The organism is Pseudorhodobacter sp. MZDSW-24AT (genome assembly GCF_002794355.1).
In the GTDB taxonomy this organism is placed as follows: Bacteria; Pseudomonadota; Alphaproteobacteria; order Rhodobacterales; family Rhodobacteraceae; genus Pseudotabrizicola.
In genome coordinates this window covers 107,397-120,895 of record NZ_PGOI01000012.1, presented here as the reverse complement: position 1 = coordinate 120,895, position 13,499 = coordinate 107,397, and the positions used below count along the sequence as shown (strand labels likewise).

The following is a 13,499-nucleotide window of genomic DNA, read 5'->3' as shown; positions in this document are numbered from 1 at the left end:
GCGATGAGCGGGTTGCGCCATGTGGCGCCCGAAGCGGCTGTGCCATCGCTGGATGGGCAAGGATGCCATGCCGGGGCCGACCAGATGGCGGCGGCCGCGCGGGCAGCGGGCAACACGGAATTGTTAAACCGTTACGCGAAAGATTACCCGCAAGGGCCTCATGACAAACCGCAATCCATGTGCCCGGCTTTCGGGTCCTTGCGCGTGGGGCTGCGGATGCGGCGGGTGGCGACGGTGCTGTCGGGCTCGGCCTGCTGTGTGTACGGGTTGACCTTCGTGTCGCATTTCTACGGGGCGCGGCGGTCGGTGGGCTATGTGCCGTTCAACTCGGAATCGCTGGTGACGGGCAAGCTGTTCGAGGACATCCGCGATGCGGTGCATGAACTGGCGGACCCCGCGCGCTATGATGCGGTGGTGGTGACGAACCTGTGCGTGCCCACCGCAAGCGGGGTGCCGCTGCGGCTGTTGCCGAAGGAAATCAACGGCGTGCGGATCGTGGGGATCGATGTGCCGGGGTTCGGCGTGCCAACCCATGCCGAGGCCAAGGATGTGCTGGCGGGCGCGATGCTGGATTACGCGCGCGCCGAGGTGGCGGCAGGGCCGGTGGCGGCGCCAACCACGGGGCGCAGCGACCGCCCGGCGGTGGCGCTTTTGGGCGAGATGTTCCCGGCCGATCCGATGATGATTGGCGCCATGCTGGCGCCGATGGGCTTGGCCGCGGGGCCGGTGGTGCCGTGCCGCGCGTGGCGCGAGCTTTACGCCGCGCTGGATTGCAAGGTGGTGGCGGCGATCCATCCGTTCTACACGGCGGCGGTGCGGTCTTTCGAGGCGGCCGGGCGCAGCGTGGTGGGCTCTGCCCCGGTGGGCTATGAGGGCACGATGGACTGGTTGAGCTCTGTCGGGCAAGCCTATGATGTGACGGCAGAAAAGATCGCGGCGGCCCAGAATGCCTTTGGCGCCTCCATCCGCGCGGCTTTGGCCGCCAACCCGATCCGGGGGCGCATCACGCTGTCGGGCTATGAAGGGTCGGAGCTGCTGGTGGCGCGGCTCTTGATCGAAAGCGGCGCCGAGGTGCCCTATGTCGGCACGGCCTGCGCGCGCAGTGCTTGGAGCGAGGCAGACCGCGCTTGGCTCGCCGCGCGCGGCGTGGCGGTGAAGTTCCGTGCGAGCCTGGAAGACGATTGTGCCGCCATGGCGGGCTTTGCGCCCGATCTGGCGATCGGCACCACACCGGTGGTGCAGAAGGCCAAGGAGCTGGGCATTCCGGCGCTGTATTTCACCAACCTGATTTCGGCGCGCCCCTTGATGGGGCCGGCGGGCGCGGGATCGCTGGCGCAGGTCATCACCGCCGCGATGGGCAACAAGAGCCGCATGGCCGGCATGAAGGCGTTCTTTGAGGGTGTGGGCAAGGACGACACCTCGGGCATCTGGGAAGGCGCGCCGAACCTGCGCCCCGATTTCCGCGCCGCCCACCAGAAGAAGCTGGACAAGCTGGCGCGCGCGGCCAAGGCGGAGGAGATGATATGACCCATCGCCTCGATTTTTCTGCGAAAAATCGTAAGGACAAAGTTTCTGCGAAACTTTGGTTGGAATGTTCGCAGAACATTCGTGCTGCTGATCTTTCGCAGAAAGATCGTGGGGAGGGCACCCCATGCTGATTCAGGACCATGACCGGGCGGGCGGCTATTGGGGGGCGATCTATGCCTTTTGCGCCGTCAAGGGATTGCAGGTGGTGATTGATGGCCCGGTGGGCTGTGAGAACCTGCCGGTCACCTCGGTGCTGCATTACACCGACGCGTTGCCGCCGCATGAATTGCCCATTGTCGTCACCGGATTGGCCGAGGATGAGATGTCCTCGGGCACCGAAGCCTCGATGGCGCGGGCCTGGAAGGTTCTCGACCCGGCGCTGCCGGCGGTGGTGGTGACCGGGTCGATCGCCGAGATGATCGGTGGGGGCGTCACCCCGGCGGGCACCAATATTCAGCGCTTCCTGCCGCGCACCATCGACGAGGACCAGTGGCAATGCGCTGACCGCGCGATGACCTGGATCTTCACCGAATTCGGCATGACCAAGGGCCGGATGCCGGTGGAGAAAAAGCGCGAAGACGGCGCGCCGCCGCGCGTCAATATTCTGGGCCCGATGTATGGCACCTTCAACATGGCGAGCGATCTGCACGAGATCCGCCGCTTGGTCGAAGGCATCGGGGCCGAGGTCAATATGGTGATGCCCTTGGGCGCCCATCTGGCCGAGATGCGCAATCTGGTGAATGCCGATGTGAACATCGTGATGTACCGCGAATTCGGGCGCGGTCTCGCGGAGGTGCTGGGCAAACCTTATTTGCAAGCGCCCTTCGGCCTTGAGTCGACCACGAAATTCCTGCGCAGCTTGGGGGAATTGCTGGGGCTGGACCCGGAGCCGTTCATCGCGCGGGAAAAGCACAGCACGCTGAAGCCGGTCTGGGATCTGTGGCGGTCGGTCACGCAGGATTTCTTTGCCACCGCGAGTTTCGCGATTGTGGCCAATGACACCTATACGCGCGGCGTGCGCAACTACCTTGAGCATGATCTGGGCCTGCCTTGCGCCTTTGCGGTGTCGCGCGTCGCGGGGGCCAAGACCAACAACGAGGCGGTGCGCGCGCTGCTCAAACAGCATCGGCCGCTGATCGTGATGGGGTCGATCAACGAGAAGATGTACATGGCGGAGATGAAGGGCGGACCCGGATCGTTTGGGGGTCCGGCCCCGAGTTTCATCGCCGCGAGCTTTCCCGGGGCCGCGATCCGGCGGCACACCGGCACGCCTTTCATGGGCTATGCCGGGGCGGTCTGGATCTTGCAGGAAGTGTGCAACGGGCTGTTCGAGGCGTTGTTCCACATCCTGCCCTTGGGGTCTGAGATGGACAGCGCCGCCGCCACCCCCACCACCTTGCGCCGCGATTTCCCATGGGATCTCGACGCGCAGGCGGCACTGGACCGCATTGTTTCCGAGCACCCGGTGCTGACCCGGATCTCGGCCGCCAAATCCTTGCGGGATGCGGCGGAGAAGGCCGCGCTCGACCACGGGGCCGAGCGGGTGATTGTCGAATTTGTCGAAGGATTGCGCGGGGATGCCCGCCCAACCCAAGACGCGAACGCCAAGGGAGGCATTCATGAGTGACCAGACCGCAGGCGGCCATGTGCATCGCACGCCAAAGGCCGAGTTCTATGTGTATTTCGTGCTGATCTTCCTGGTCGCGGTGCCGCTGTCGCTGTTGGCCTGGGCCTGGACGGCGCTGCGCCACCAGCGCCTGCCGGTGCATGGGCCCTTGGCCCGCGCCTGGCTGGAAGCCAAGGCGATCACGCCTGCCATTTTCCGGCCCTGACCCGGCCGCAAGACTTTCCTTCCGCCGCGCCCGTCGGAAGCCATCGCTTCGTTTCCCCGCAGATCTTTGCGGGGGATCGGAAAACACGGAACCGGCACTCCGCCGGCCCGTGACCCCCGCCGCAGGGTATGCGGCGGCAGTCTCCAAATCCGGAGGATACTATGGCTGACAGAACTGACCTGAGCTTCACGGGTCTTACTGACGAACAGGCGCAAGAACTGCACTCTGTGTACATGAGCGGGCTTTGGCTTTTCACGGCGATTGCCGTGGTGGCCCACCTGGCTGTGTACATCTGGCGCCCTTGGTTCTGAGGAGGATCAAACAATGTCGAAATTCTACAAAATCTGGCTGATCTTCGATCCCCGTCGCGTGTTCGTGGCACAGGGCGTGTTCCTGTTCCTGCTGGCGGCGATGATCCATCTCGTCCTGTTGTCGACCCCGTCGTACAACTGGCTGGATATTGCGGCCGTCAAATACAACCGCGTGGTCGCGGAGTAATCCGTGCCGCCGTCGCGGGCGATCTGCTGGTCAGATCGCCCGTGAAAATCACACCGAATTTCAAGTCGGCCCGCCATGGCGCATTCCGCCCATGAGGGGACCGCCTCCATCAACGCGGAGAGGGAAGCATGGCACTGCTCAGCTTCGAACGAAAATACCGCGTGCCGGGCGGCACGCTTGTCGGCGGGAACCTGTTCGACTTCTGGGTCGGGCCTTTCTACGTTGGCTTCTTTGGAGTCGTGGGCTTTTTCTTTGCAGCCCTTGGCACCATCCTGATTTTCTATGGCGCAAGCCTGCAAGGGACCTGGAACCCCTGGCTGATCTCGATCGCGCCGCCGCCTGTGGAAATGGGCTTGGCGGCCGCGCCCTTGCGCGAGGGCGGGTTGTGGCAGGTGATCACGATTTGCGCGACCGGGGCTTTCGTGTCCTGGGCGATGCGCGAGGTGGAGATCTGCCGCAAGCTGGGCATGGGATACCATGTGCCGGTGGCCTTTGGGGTGGCGATCTTTGCCTACCTGACGCTGGTGGTGATCCGCCCGATGCTGATGGGGGCTTGGGGCTATGCCTTTCCCTATGGCATCTGGACGCATCTCGATTGGGTGTCGAACACCGGCTATCAATACGGCAACTTCCATTACAATCCGGCGCATATGATCGCGGTGAGTTTCTTCTTCACCACGGCCCTTGCGCTGTCGTTGCATGGCGCGCTGATCCTGTCGGCGGCCAACCCTGAAAAGGGCAAGGAAATGCGCACGCCCGACCATGAGGACACCTATTTCCGCGATCTGATCGGCTATTCGGTGGGCACCTTGGGCATTCACCGGGTGGGGCTTTTGCTGGCGCTGAACGCGGGCTTCTGGTCGGCGGTGTGTATCGTGATTTCGGGCACCATCTGGTTCGACCAATGGGTTGTCTGGTGGGATTGGTGGCTGAACCTGCCGTGGTGGGCGGGGATCGAGGGAGGCGTCAATGGCTGAGTATCAAAACATCTTCACGCAGGTGCAGGTGCGGGCCGAGCCGGAAATGGGCATGGTCGAAGGCGTCGAGTTGACCAACCGCACCAAGAGCGCGAGCTTCTCCAACCTGATGGGCTGGATCGGCAACGCGCAGCTGGGGCCGGTCTACTTGGGCACCATGGGCGTGATCTCGCTGGCGGCGGGGGCGATCTGGTTCTTCATCGTCGGCGCGTGGTTCTGGCATCAGGCGGGGTTGAACCCGGCAGTGTTCCTGCGCGACCTGTTCTGGTTCAGCCTTGAGCCGCCGGCCGAGGAATACGGCCTTGGCTTTGCGCCTTTGGGCGAGGGGGGCTTGTGGATCATCGCCAGCTTCTTCCTGCTGGTGAGCGTCTGTGCCTGGTGGGTGCGGACCTACCTGCGGGCGCAGGCGCTTGGGATGGGCAAGCATGTGGCTTGGGCCTTTGCCTCTGCCATCTGGTTGTTTCTGGTGCTGGGTCTGTTCCGGCCGATCCTGATGGGATCGTGGAGCCATGCCGTGCCTTATGGCATCTTCAGCCATCTGGACTGGACCAACCTGTTCAGCCTGACCTATGGCAATCTGTTCTACAATCCGTTCCACGCGCTTTCGATTGCCTTCCTCTATGGCTCGGCCTTGCTGTTTGCGATGCATGGCGCGACCATTCTGGCCGTCAGCCGCTTTGGCGGTGACCGCGAGCTGGAGCAGATCGTGGACCGCGGCACGGCGAGCGAGCGGGCGGCGCTGTTCTGGCGCTGGACCATGGGGTTCAACGCCACGATGGAGGGCATTCACCGCTGGGCCTGGTGGTTTGCGGTGCTGGTCACGCTGACCGGCGGGATCGGCATTCTGCTGACCGGGACTGTGGTGGACAACTGGTATGTCTGGGCACAGGAACACGGCTACGCGCCGTTGGATTGAGGGGATCACGATGTCTGACAAACCGTTCTACGTAGACGAAAGCCCGACAAGCCGCCTGCGCACCTGGATTTTCGGCCAGATGATGTGGGGGGCCTTTCTGGCGGGGGCCTTCCTGCTGGCGATCGGGCTGATCCTGGGGGCGATCTATGGCATCGGGCTGTTGTTGCCCGAGGAAAGCCGCCAGACGCCCGATCCGATGCCGCGCTCGAGCCTGGAGCAGCCGCTGACGGTGGCGGGCCACGATCTGGCCTGATCCGATGCGAGGGCGGCGCGCAGCCGCCCTTGCCAGACCATTCGGGCCAGAACGCCGGCCCGGATCCGGGGCACAACCACAGCCCGGTTCCCTTCCTGTTGGCGACAGGGACCTGGTGCCGTGTGGAGGTGATCCATACGGCACTTTTTTGCTTTCGGTCGATGCGGATCGAGGGCCAACCTTTCGGGAGGACGCGACCATGGGCCTGCACGGCATTCACACCCCGACGCTGGACCGCGTGTCCGGCCCTGCCGATCTGAAGGCCTTGAGCGATGCCGAGCTTGCGGCTTTGGCCGATGAGCTGCGGCGCGAGACGATTGAGGTGGTGAGCCGCACGGGCGGGCATCTGGGATCGTCGCTGGGCGTGGTGGAGTTGACGGTGGCGATCCATGCCGTGTTCAACACGCCGATGGACAAGCTGATCTGGGATGTGGGGCACCAGTGCTATCCGCACAAGATTTTGACCGGGCGGCGCGACCGGATGCTGACCCTGCGGCAGGCGGGGGGATTGAGCGGGTTCACCAAGCGGGCGGAATCGGAGTTTGACCCGTTTGGCGCGGCGCATTCCAGCACGTCGATCAGCGCTGCGCTTGGCTTTGCCGTGGGGCGCGAGATGGGGATGCCGGTGGGCGACACCATTGCGGTGATCGGAGATGGCGCGATCACGGCTGGCATGGCCTATGAGGCGATGAACCATGCGGGCCATCTGAAAAGCCGGATGTTCGTGGTGCTGAACGACAATGACATGAGCATTGCGCCGCCCGTGGGCGCCTTGCAGCGCTATCTGAACGACATTGCCGCCAAGGGGCCGCTCGCCACGCTGAAGGCGGTGGCCGAAGGGGTGGAGGCGCATTTGCCGGGGCCGGTGCGAGATGGCGCGCGGCGCGCGCGGGCGATGGTGACGGGGATGCCGGGGGGCGGCACCTTGTTCGAGGAATTCGGCTTTACCTATATCGGCCCGGTGGACGGGCATGATGTGCCGCAACTGCTGGCCACCTTGCGGGCGGCGCGGGCGCGCGCGACCGGGCCGGTGTTGATCCATGCGGTGACGGTGAAGGGCAAGGGCTATGCCCCTGCGGAAGGCGCGGATGACAAGTATCACGGGGTGGCGAAATTCGATGTGGCGACCGGCGCGCAGGTGAAGGCGAAGTCGAATGCGCCGAGTTACACCAGCGTCTTTGGCCAACGGCTGACGGAAGAGGCCGCGCGCGATCCGCGCATCGTGGGAATCACCGCCGCCATGCCGGGGGGCACCGGGCTGGACGTGATGGCGCGGCGCTTTCCGGCGCGGGTGTTTGATGTGGGCATCGCCGAGCAGCATGGGGTGACCTTTGCCGCGGGTCTGGCCGCCAGTGGCCTGAAGCCGTTCTGCGCGATTTATTCGAGCTTCCTGCAACGGGGCTATGACCAGATCGTGCATGATGTGGCCTTGCAGAATCTGCCCGTGCGCTTTGCCATCGACCGGGCGGGGCTGGTGGGGCAGGACGGGGCCACCCATGCCGGGGCCTTTGACGTGGCCTTTCTGGCCAATCTGCCCAACATGGTGGTGATGGCGGCGGGGGATGAGGCAGAGCTGTGCCATATGATCGCCACCGCCGTGGCCCATGACAGCGGGCCGATCGCCTTTCGCTATCCGCGCGGCGAGGGCCTTGGCGTGGAGATGCCCGAGCGCGGGCAGGTTCTGGAGATCGGCAAGGGCCGGGTGCTGCGCGAAGGGCGGGAGGTGGCGCTGCTGTCCTTTGGCGCGCATCTGGGCGAGGTGCAGGCGGCGGCGGATCTGCTGGAGGCCGAGGGCATTTCGGTGACGGTGGCCGATGCCCGCTTTGCCAAGCCGCTGGATCATGCGCTGATCGACCGGCTGATCGAAGGCCATGCGGCGCTGATCACGGTGGAGCAGGGCAGCACCGGGGGCTTTGGGGCCTTGGTGCTGCATTATCTGGCAGGGGCGGGGCTGTTGGAGCGCGGGCGCGCGATCCGCACGCTGGTGCTGCCCGACCGGTTCATCGATCAGGCCGCCCCGGCGCAGATGTATGACTGGGCGGGCTTGCAGGCAGGCGATATTGCGGCGGCGGCGCGACAGGCCTTGGGCCGCGCGGGGGCCGCGCGGGGGCTGCGGCTGGTATAAGGGCGGTGCGCGGGGCGGATGTCGGACGCCTCCGGCGGGAGTATTTTGGAAAGGTGCAAGCGGCAGCGCCGCGCGTGGGCTTGCCAAATCGGCGCGCTCTGCGCAGGAAGGCGGGCGTGAAGTGAGCCGGGAGTGGAACAGGTGATGATGGGACGGCGGTGGGGCGCGGTGGTGCTGGCGGGGGCGCTTATGCTGGCGGCGGCGGCCGGGGCGGCGCCGGTGCAGCTGGAGGTGCGCGCCGAAGGGCCGGATGGGGCCGAAGGCGACGCGGTGTCGTGGTCGGCGGTGCCGCTGGACCTGCCGGAGGAGGCGAATGTGCTGGATGCCATGGTGATGACCGAGGCACCGGTGCAAGGGCCGTGGCGGGTGGCGCTGGAGCCGGGGCGCTATCTGTTTTCGGGCTTCACGCCGGTCGAGCTTTATGAGGCCGAGGTGGAGGTGACCGCCGGGATGGCGGAGATCGTGGTGCCGGTGCTGGAGATCGCGGGCGGGGTGGCGCTGCGCTGCGCCGAGGCGCGCTGCGACTTTGCGGATGCGGCGACCGGGCTGCGGGTGACGCTGCCACAAGGATGGGCGGTGGATCAGCCTTATTTCGCGGATTTGGGCGATGGGGTGCTGGCCGAAGAGATCTCGACCGTGTTTTTCGAGGATGTCGAGGGCGATGGCGGGGCGGTGTGGTTTTTGAACCCGCTGGACTGGATCAGCGACGAGACGGGGCCCTGCCGTGCGGTGGCGCAGGGTGTGCTGTGCACCTTTGACGAAAGCCCGGCGGCCGAAGCGGCATTCGCGGTGATTGCGCCCACATTACAACGTGTTGCGCCATGATCTTGGGCACAGACTGCGGCGCGGGAGACGCAGTGGGGCAAAAAATCCCGATGCCGTCGCAGCGCCGCCCGACTGTGGCGTTGCCCCCGCCGGGGAGATGTGGCAAGAGAAAAGCAGCAGCCGATCTAGACCCGTGAGTTCAACCCATGACCGATTTCTCTGCCCGCCGCGTGATGATGGTTGACACCCAGGTGCGACCTTCGGACGTGACCAAATTTCCGATCATCGAGGCGATGCTGACGGTGCCGCGCGAGGTGTTCGTGCCGCGCGACAAGCGCGAGGCGGCCTATATGGGCGAAAATCTGGTGCTGCGGACGGACCGGGTGGTGCTAGAGCCGCGCACGCTGGCCAAGATGCTGGATGCGCTGGACATTCAGCCGGACGAGCTGGTGTTGGATCTGGGCTGTGGCTTGGGCTATTCGGCGGCGGTGATCGCGCGGCTGGCCGATGCGGTGGTGGCGGTCGAAGAAGATGAGGCCTTTGCGGGCGAGGCGCAGAACCTGCTGTCGCAGGCGTCGGTGGACAATGCCGCCGTGATCGTGGGGCCACTGGCCGCCGGGGCGGCCAAGCATGGGCCCTATGATGTGATCACGGTGCAGGGCGGCGTTGAGGTGATCCCGCAGGCGGTGCTGGACCAGCTGAAGGATGGCGGGCGCATTGCGGCGCTGTTCATGGAAGGCGCCTTGGGTGTGGTGCGGGTTGGGTTCAAATCGGGCGGACAGGTGAGCTGGCGGTTCGTGTTCAACGCCGCCGCCCCGGTGCTGCCCGGTTTCCGGAAAGAAAGCGCCTTCACGCTCTGACAGCGGAGGCGCGCGACAAAAAGGCAGATCCTGCGCGTTCAAAGCGGGGACAATCGACAGGAGCGGTCAGGATATGCGTGGATTTTTTGCAGCGGCAGCGGTGGCGGTCAGCGTGATGGCGGCGCCTGCGGCGCAGGCCCAGACTCTGACAGATGCCTTCATCGCGGCCTACCGGACGTCGAACCTTTTGGACAAGCAAGAGGCCACGCTGCGGGCGGCGGATGAGGATGTGGCGCAGGCGATGTCGACGCTGCGGCCGGTGGTGGATTTTGCGCTGAACAGCGGCTATTCGCGCAGCCAGCAAACCGCGAGCGGGCCGTTTGTGGAAGGGGTGCGCACCACCTTTGATCTGTCGGCGCAATTGGTGCTGCTGGATTTTGGTCGCCGCGCGATCCGCATCGAGATTGCCAAGGAAACGGTGCTGGCCACGCGAGAGCTGTTGCGCAGCGTGGAGCAGGATGTGCTGTTCGCGGCGGTGGCCTCATATGTGGAGGTGCAGGTGAACCAGCAGCTGCTGGCCTTGCGCGAGTCGAACGTGCGGCTGGTGACGCAGGAATTGCGGGCGGCGCAGGACCGGTTCGAGGTGGGGGAGATCACCCGCACCGATGTGTCGATCGCCGAGGCGCGGCTGGCGGCGGCGCGGGCGGGGCTTGCGGCGGCCGAGGGCAATCTGATGGTGGCGCGTGAGGCCTTCAAGGCCGCGACCGGGGCCTATCCGCGCGGTCTGGCGCGCTTGCCGACCTCGCCCAGCTTGCCCGCGTCGATGGAGGCGGCGCGCGCGGTGGCGCTGCGGACGCATCCGGCCATTCTGGGCGCACAGCGCCGGGTGACCATCAACGAATTGGCGGTGGAATTGCAGAAGGCCGGGTTCAAGCCAACGGTTTCGGCCCGCGCCGGGGTGGGCATCAATGATGTGGGGGCCGAGAACCAGAGCTTTGGCCTGTCCCTGAGCCAGCGGGTCTATTCGGGCGGGGCGCAGGCCTCGCTGTTGCGGCAGGCGATTGCGCAGCGCGATGGTGCGCGGTCGGATCTGGCGCAGGCGGGGGTGCAGATTGCCGAGGCGGTGGGCAATGCCTGGGCCGGGCTGTCGATTGCCAATGCGCAGGTGCAGGCCGGGGATCGGCAGATCCGCGCGGCGCAGACCGCCTTTGACGGCGTGCGCGAAGAGGCGAACCTTGGCGCGCGCACCACGCTGGATGTGCTGAACGCCGAGCAGGAATTGCTGGACGCGCGGGTGACGCGGATCGAGGCCGAGGCGCAGCGCTATCTGGGCGTTTACCGGGTGTTGCAGGCCATGGGTCTTTTGTCGGTGGAGCATCTGAAGCTGGGCATCCCGACCTATGATCCGGCGGCCTATTACAATGCGGTGAAGAACGCGCCGAGCCATTCGGCGCAGGGCAAGAAGCTGGACCGGATTCTGGAAAAGCTGAAGTAAGCGGCGCGCTGTGCCCCGGCAGCGGGGCACAGTGGCGGACAACGCGCGCCTTCGCGCCATTTTCTTGTGCTGCGGCGCGGGGCGGATTACACTGAAGGCGGATACCGGCGGGCGGGATGACCTTCGTGTCATCGCGCAAGGCAAGCCGGAGGGCAGCAAGACGACGGGCAGGTGTCGAATGTCGGAACCGATGAGCACTCATGATATTGAGGATGTTCTGTCCTCGATCCGGCGGCTGGTGTCGGAGGATTTGCGCCCTGTGCGCCCCGGAGAGCCGGTGACGCCAGAGGGGCCGGGCAAGCTGTTGCTGACCCCCGCCTTGCGGGTGGTTTCAGACCCCGAGGCCTCGGAGGCCCCCGAGGCCCCGGAGAGTCTTGACGGCGTGGGCGAAGACGTCGCCGCGACAGAGGCGACCCGTGGACTGACGCAGGACACGGAAGCCGGTGCGGCGGTGCCGGAGGCGGCGGCGGAAGAAGGCTGGGGGCCGGGGGCGGTTGAACCGGTGCGTGCCGTTTCAGAGCCCGCGCCCGCGCTGCCGGTGGAAAACGTCGTGTCGCGTCTGGGGGCGGCGGTGGCCGAGGAAGAATGGGAATCGCCCTTTGGCGACCCGGAAATCTGGCAGATAGAGCCAGAGGAGACGTTGCCCCGCTTTAAGGCGGCCCCGCGGGCCAGTGCGCTGGAAGCCCGTTTTGCCGAAACCTTTGTCGAAGCGCCGATGGCGGACTTCGCATCTGTGCAGGCAGAGTTTGACGCGCCCCCTGCCTTCGCAGCGGTTGCCGGGCGGCCTGCGCGCGAGACCCGCCCTTCGGAGGAAGACGCGGGTTGGGCCGATGCGGCCGAAGCCGCCGTCCGGGCCGATCTGGCGCGGGAGACGGAGGAAGAGGTGATTTCCGATCTGGAAAGCGTTCAGGCGGGCGGCATGACCTTTGATGAAGAGGTGTTGCGCGATCTGGTGCGGGATCTGATCCGCGAGGAATTGTCAGGCAATCTGGGCGAGCGGATCACCCGCAATGTTCGCAAGCTGGTGCGGGCCGAGATTGCGCGCGCGCTGGCGGTGCGCGAATTCCAATAGGGGATTGCGCCTGCAAACCCCTTGCGTGCCAAGGGTGCCCGATGTTTGATGCCGGAAAAACAAAACGCGCCCCCGCAAGGGCGCGTTTTGTTTTGGCGCGGAGAAAGCGCCGATCAGGCGGCTTCGCCCATTTCCGATTCCAGCGCGTGACGACGCTCGGACTCTTCGCGGCTGAGCGCGACAGAGGTGCGCACGCCTTTCGACACGAATTCCATCAGGCCCTTGACCACACGTTCGTTCGGATCGATCCCGGCACAGGACAAAACTTCACGCCCGTCGCGCGAGCGGGCCCAACGGGCAATCTGCTCTGGCCCGTTGCCGTATTTTTTGTCATCTGCGATGGCATCGTCCAGCGCAGCAAGCACAACGGCGGCAAAAAGCTTGCGCGCGCGCTGACCTTGTTCGAAATTGAAGGCAGTGCTGTCAACGAAACCAGTCATATGAGGCAGTCCTTTATTCTTGCTCTTGTCTTTCTTGGCGTCGGGCGAACCTAAACATTTCACAGCGATTCGGCAGCACCTGTTTTGCATTCCTGTCATGCGCCTGACGCATGACTGACGCAAGGTCATACTGTATTTAGTCTGCTTGCTCGCTTTGCATCGCCCAGATATAGGGGGCTTCTTTTTGACTTCAACCTTTTGTCAAGGTTTCGCCGCAAATGCCGAAAATCAACGGAAACGAGATCAAGCCCGGAATGGTGCTGGAACATGACGGCGGCCTGTGGGCGGCCGTGAAGGCCAATCATGTGAAACCCGGCAAGGGGGGCGCCTTTGCGCAGGTGGAGTTGAAGAACCTGCGCGACGGGCGCAAGCTGAACGAGCGCTTTCGGTCGGAAGACAAGGTGGAGGAGGTGCGGCTGGAGAACAAGGACCAGCAGTTCCTGTATGAGACCGATGGGCGGCTGGTGTTCATGGATGCCGAGACCTATGAGCAGATCGAACTGGACGCCGACCTGCTGGGCGAGCGGCGGCCGTTTTTGCAGGACGGAATGACAGCGACGATCCGCTATTATGGCGATGAGGCGCTGGCGGTGACGCTGCCGCAAAAGGTGAAGTGCCGGATCGTGGAGACCGAGCCGGTGGTGAAGGGGCAGACGGCGGCGAACAGCTTCAAGCCCGCCATTCTGGACAATGGCGTGCGGATCATGATTCCGCCCTTTATCGGGCAGGATGAAGAGATCATCGTGCACACGGAATTCATGGAATATTCCGAGCGCGCGTAAGGGGACGAATTTTCTGC

15 protein-coding genes are annotated in these 13,499 nt (G+C 65.0%); 14 read left to right on the top strand and 1 reads right to left on the bottom strand.

Annotation, left to right across the window (positions count from 1 at the left end; genetic code table 11):
* Positions 1 to 3: 3 nt before the first annotated feature.
* From bchY to CUR21_RS16075, 13 genes are all read left to right on the top strand, one after another.
* Positions 4 to 1,527, top strand: a complete 1,524-nt coding sequence (gene bchY / locus CUR21_RS16135) for a chlorophyllide a reductase subunit Y (protein ID WP_100198097.1) — start codon at positions 4 to 6, stop codon at positions 1,525 to 1,527.
* 124 nt (positions 1,528 to 1,651) lie between these two features.
* Complete coding sequence (gene bchZ, locus CUR21_RS16130) at positions 1,652 to 3,154, top strand: chlorophyllide a reductase subunit Z (protein ID WP_100198096.1); 1,503 nt, start codon at positions 1,652 to 1,654, stop codon at positions 3,152 to 3,154.
* Positions 3,147 to 3,359 carry a cytochrome PufQ gene (gene pufQ, locus CUR21_RS16125; protein WP_100198095.1) on the top strand — a complete coding sequence of 71 codons (213 nt, stop codon included), beginning with the start codon at positions 3,147 to 3,149 and terminating at the stop codon, positions 3,357 to 3,359. Before bchZ ends, pufQ begins: the two co-directional genes overlap by 8 nt.
* Before the next feature lie 161 nt (positions 3,360 to 3,520).
* Positions 3,521 to 3,670 carry a light-harvesting antenna LH1, beta subunit gene (pufB, locus tag CUR21_RS16120; protein WP_100198094.1) on the top strand — a complete coding sequence of 50 codons (150 nt, stop codon included), beginning with the start codon at positions 3,521 to 3,523 and terminating at the stop codon, positions 3,668 to 3,670.
* Between the two features lie 13 nt (positions 3,671 to 3,683).
* The gene (pufA, locus tag CUR21_RS16115; protein WP_100198093.1) at positions 3,684 to 3,857 is read left to right on the top strand and encodes a light-harvesting antenna LH1, alpha subunit; all 174 of its coding nucleotides are present in this window, start codon (positions 3,684 to 3,686) and stop codon (positions 3,855 to 3,857) included.
* Positions 3,858 to 3,985: 128 nt separating this feature from the next.
* On the top strand, positions 3,986 to 4,834 hold the full coding sequence (gene pufL / locus CUR21_RS16110; protein ID WP_100198092.1) for a photosynthetic reaction center subunit L: 849 nt from the start codon (positions 3,986 to 3,988) through the stop codon (positions 4,832 to 4,834).
* Positions 4,827 to 5,750 (top strand): photosynthetic reaction center subunit M, encoded by a 924-nt coding sequence (gene pufM / locus CUR21_RS16105; protein WP_100198091.1) that lies wholly within the window; start codon positions 4,827 to 4,829, stop codon positions 5,748 to 5,750. The genes pufL and pufM overlap by 8 nt, the downstream gene beginning before the upstream one ends.
* Positions 5,751 to 5,760: 10 nt before the next feature.
* Positions 5,761 to 6,003, top strand: coding sequence for an RC-LH1 core complex protein PufX (gene pufX / locus CUR21_RS16100; protein WP_157792045.1), 243 nt, complete (start codon positions 5,761 to 5,763; stop codon positions 6,001 to 6,003).
* A gap of 199 nt (positions 6,004 to 6,202) precedes the next feature.
* A complete protein-coding gene (gene dxs, locus CUR21_RS16095) occupies positions 6,203 to 8,128 on the top strand; it encodes a 1-deoxy-D-xylulose-5-phosphate synthase (protein WP_100198089.1) in 1,926 nt (641 codons plus the stop codon).
* Between the two features lie 144 nt (positions 8,129 to 8,272).
* Positions 8,273 to 8,953, top strand: coding sequence for a hypothetical protein (locus tag CUR21_RS16090; protein WP_157792044.1), 681 nt, complete (start codon positions 8,273 to 8,275; stop codon positions 8,951 to 8,953).
* Between the two features lie 146 nt (positions 8,954 to 9,099).
* Entirely contained in the window at positions 9,100 to 9,753 is a 654-nt protein-coding gene (locus CUR21_RS16085) for a protein-L-isoaspartate O-methyltransferase (protein WP_100198087.1), read from the top strand.
* A gap of 73 nt (positions 9,754 to 9,826) precedes the next feature.
* The gene (locus CUR21_RS16080; protein WP_100198086.1) at positions 9,827 to 11,188 is read left to right on the top strand and encodes a TolC family outer membrane protein; all 1,362 of its coding nucleotides are present in this window, start codon (positions 9,827 to 9,829) and stop codon (positions 11,186 to 11,188) included.
* A gap of 190 nt (positions 11,189 to 11,378) precedes the next feature.
* On the top strand, positions 11,379 to 12,260 hold the full coding sequence (locus tag CUR21_RS16075; RefSeq protein ID WP_157792043.1) for a hypothetical protein: 882 nt from the start codon (positions 11,379 to 11,381) through the stop codon (positions 12,258 to 12,260).
* Between the two features lie 113 nt (positions 12,261 to 12,373).
* Here the strand turns inward: CUR21_RS16075 and CUR21_RS16070 are convergent, their stop codons facing one another.
* A complete protein-coding gene (locus tag CUR21_RS16070) occupies positions 12,374 to 12,700 on the bottom strand; it encodes a DUF6280 family protein (protein ID WP_100198084.1) in 327 nt (108 codons plus the stop codon).
* 218 nt (positions 12,701 to 12,918) lie between these two features.
* Here CUR21_RS16070 and efp point away from each other — a divergent pair, with 218 nt between their 5' ends.
* Entirely contained in the window at positions 12,919 to 13,482 is a 564-nt protein-coding gene (gene efp, locus CUR21_RS16065) for an elongation factor P (protein ID WP_100198083.1), read from the top strand.
* Positions 13,483 to 13,499: the final 17 nt, after the last annotated feature.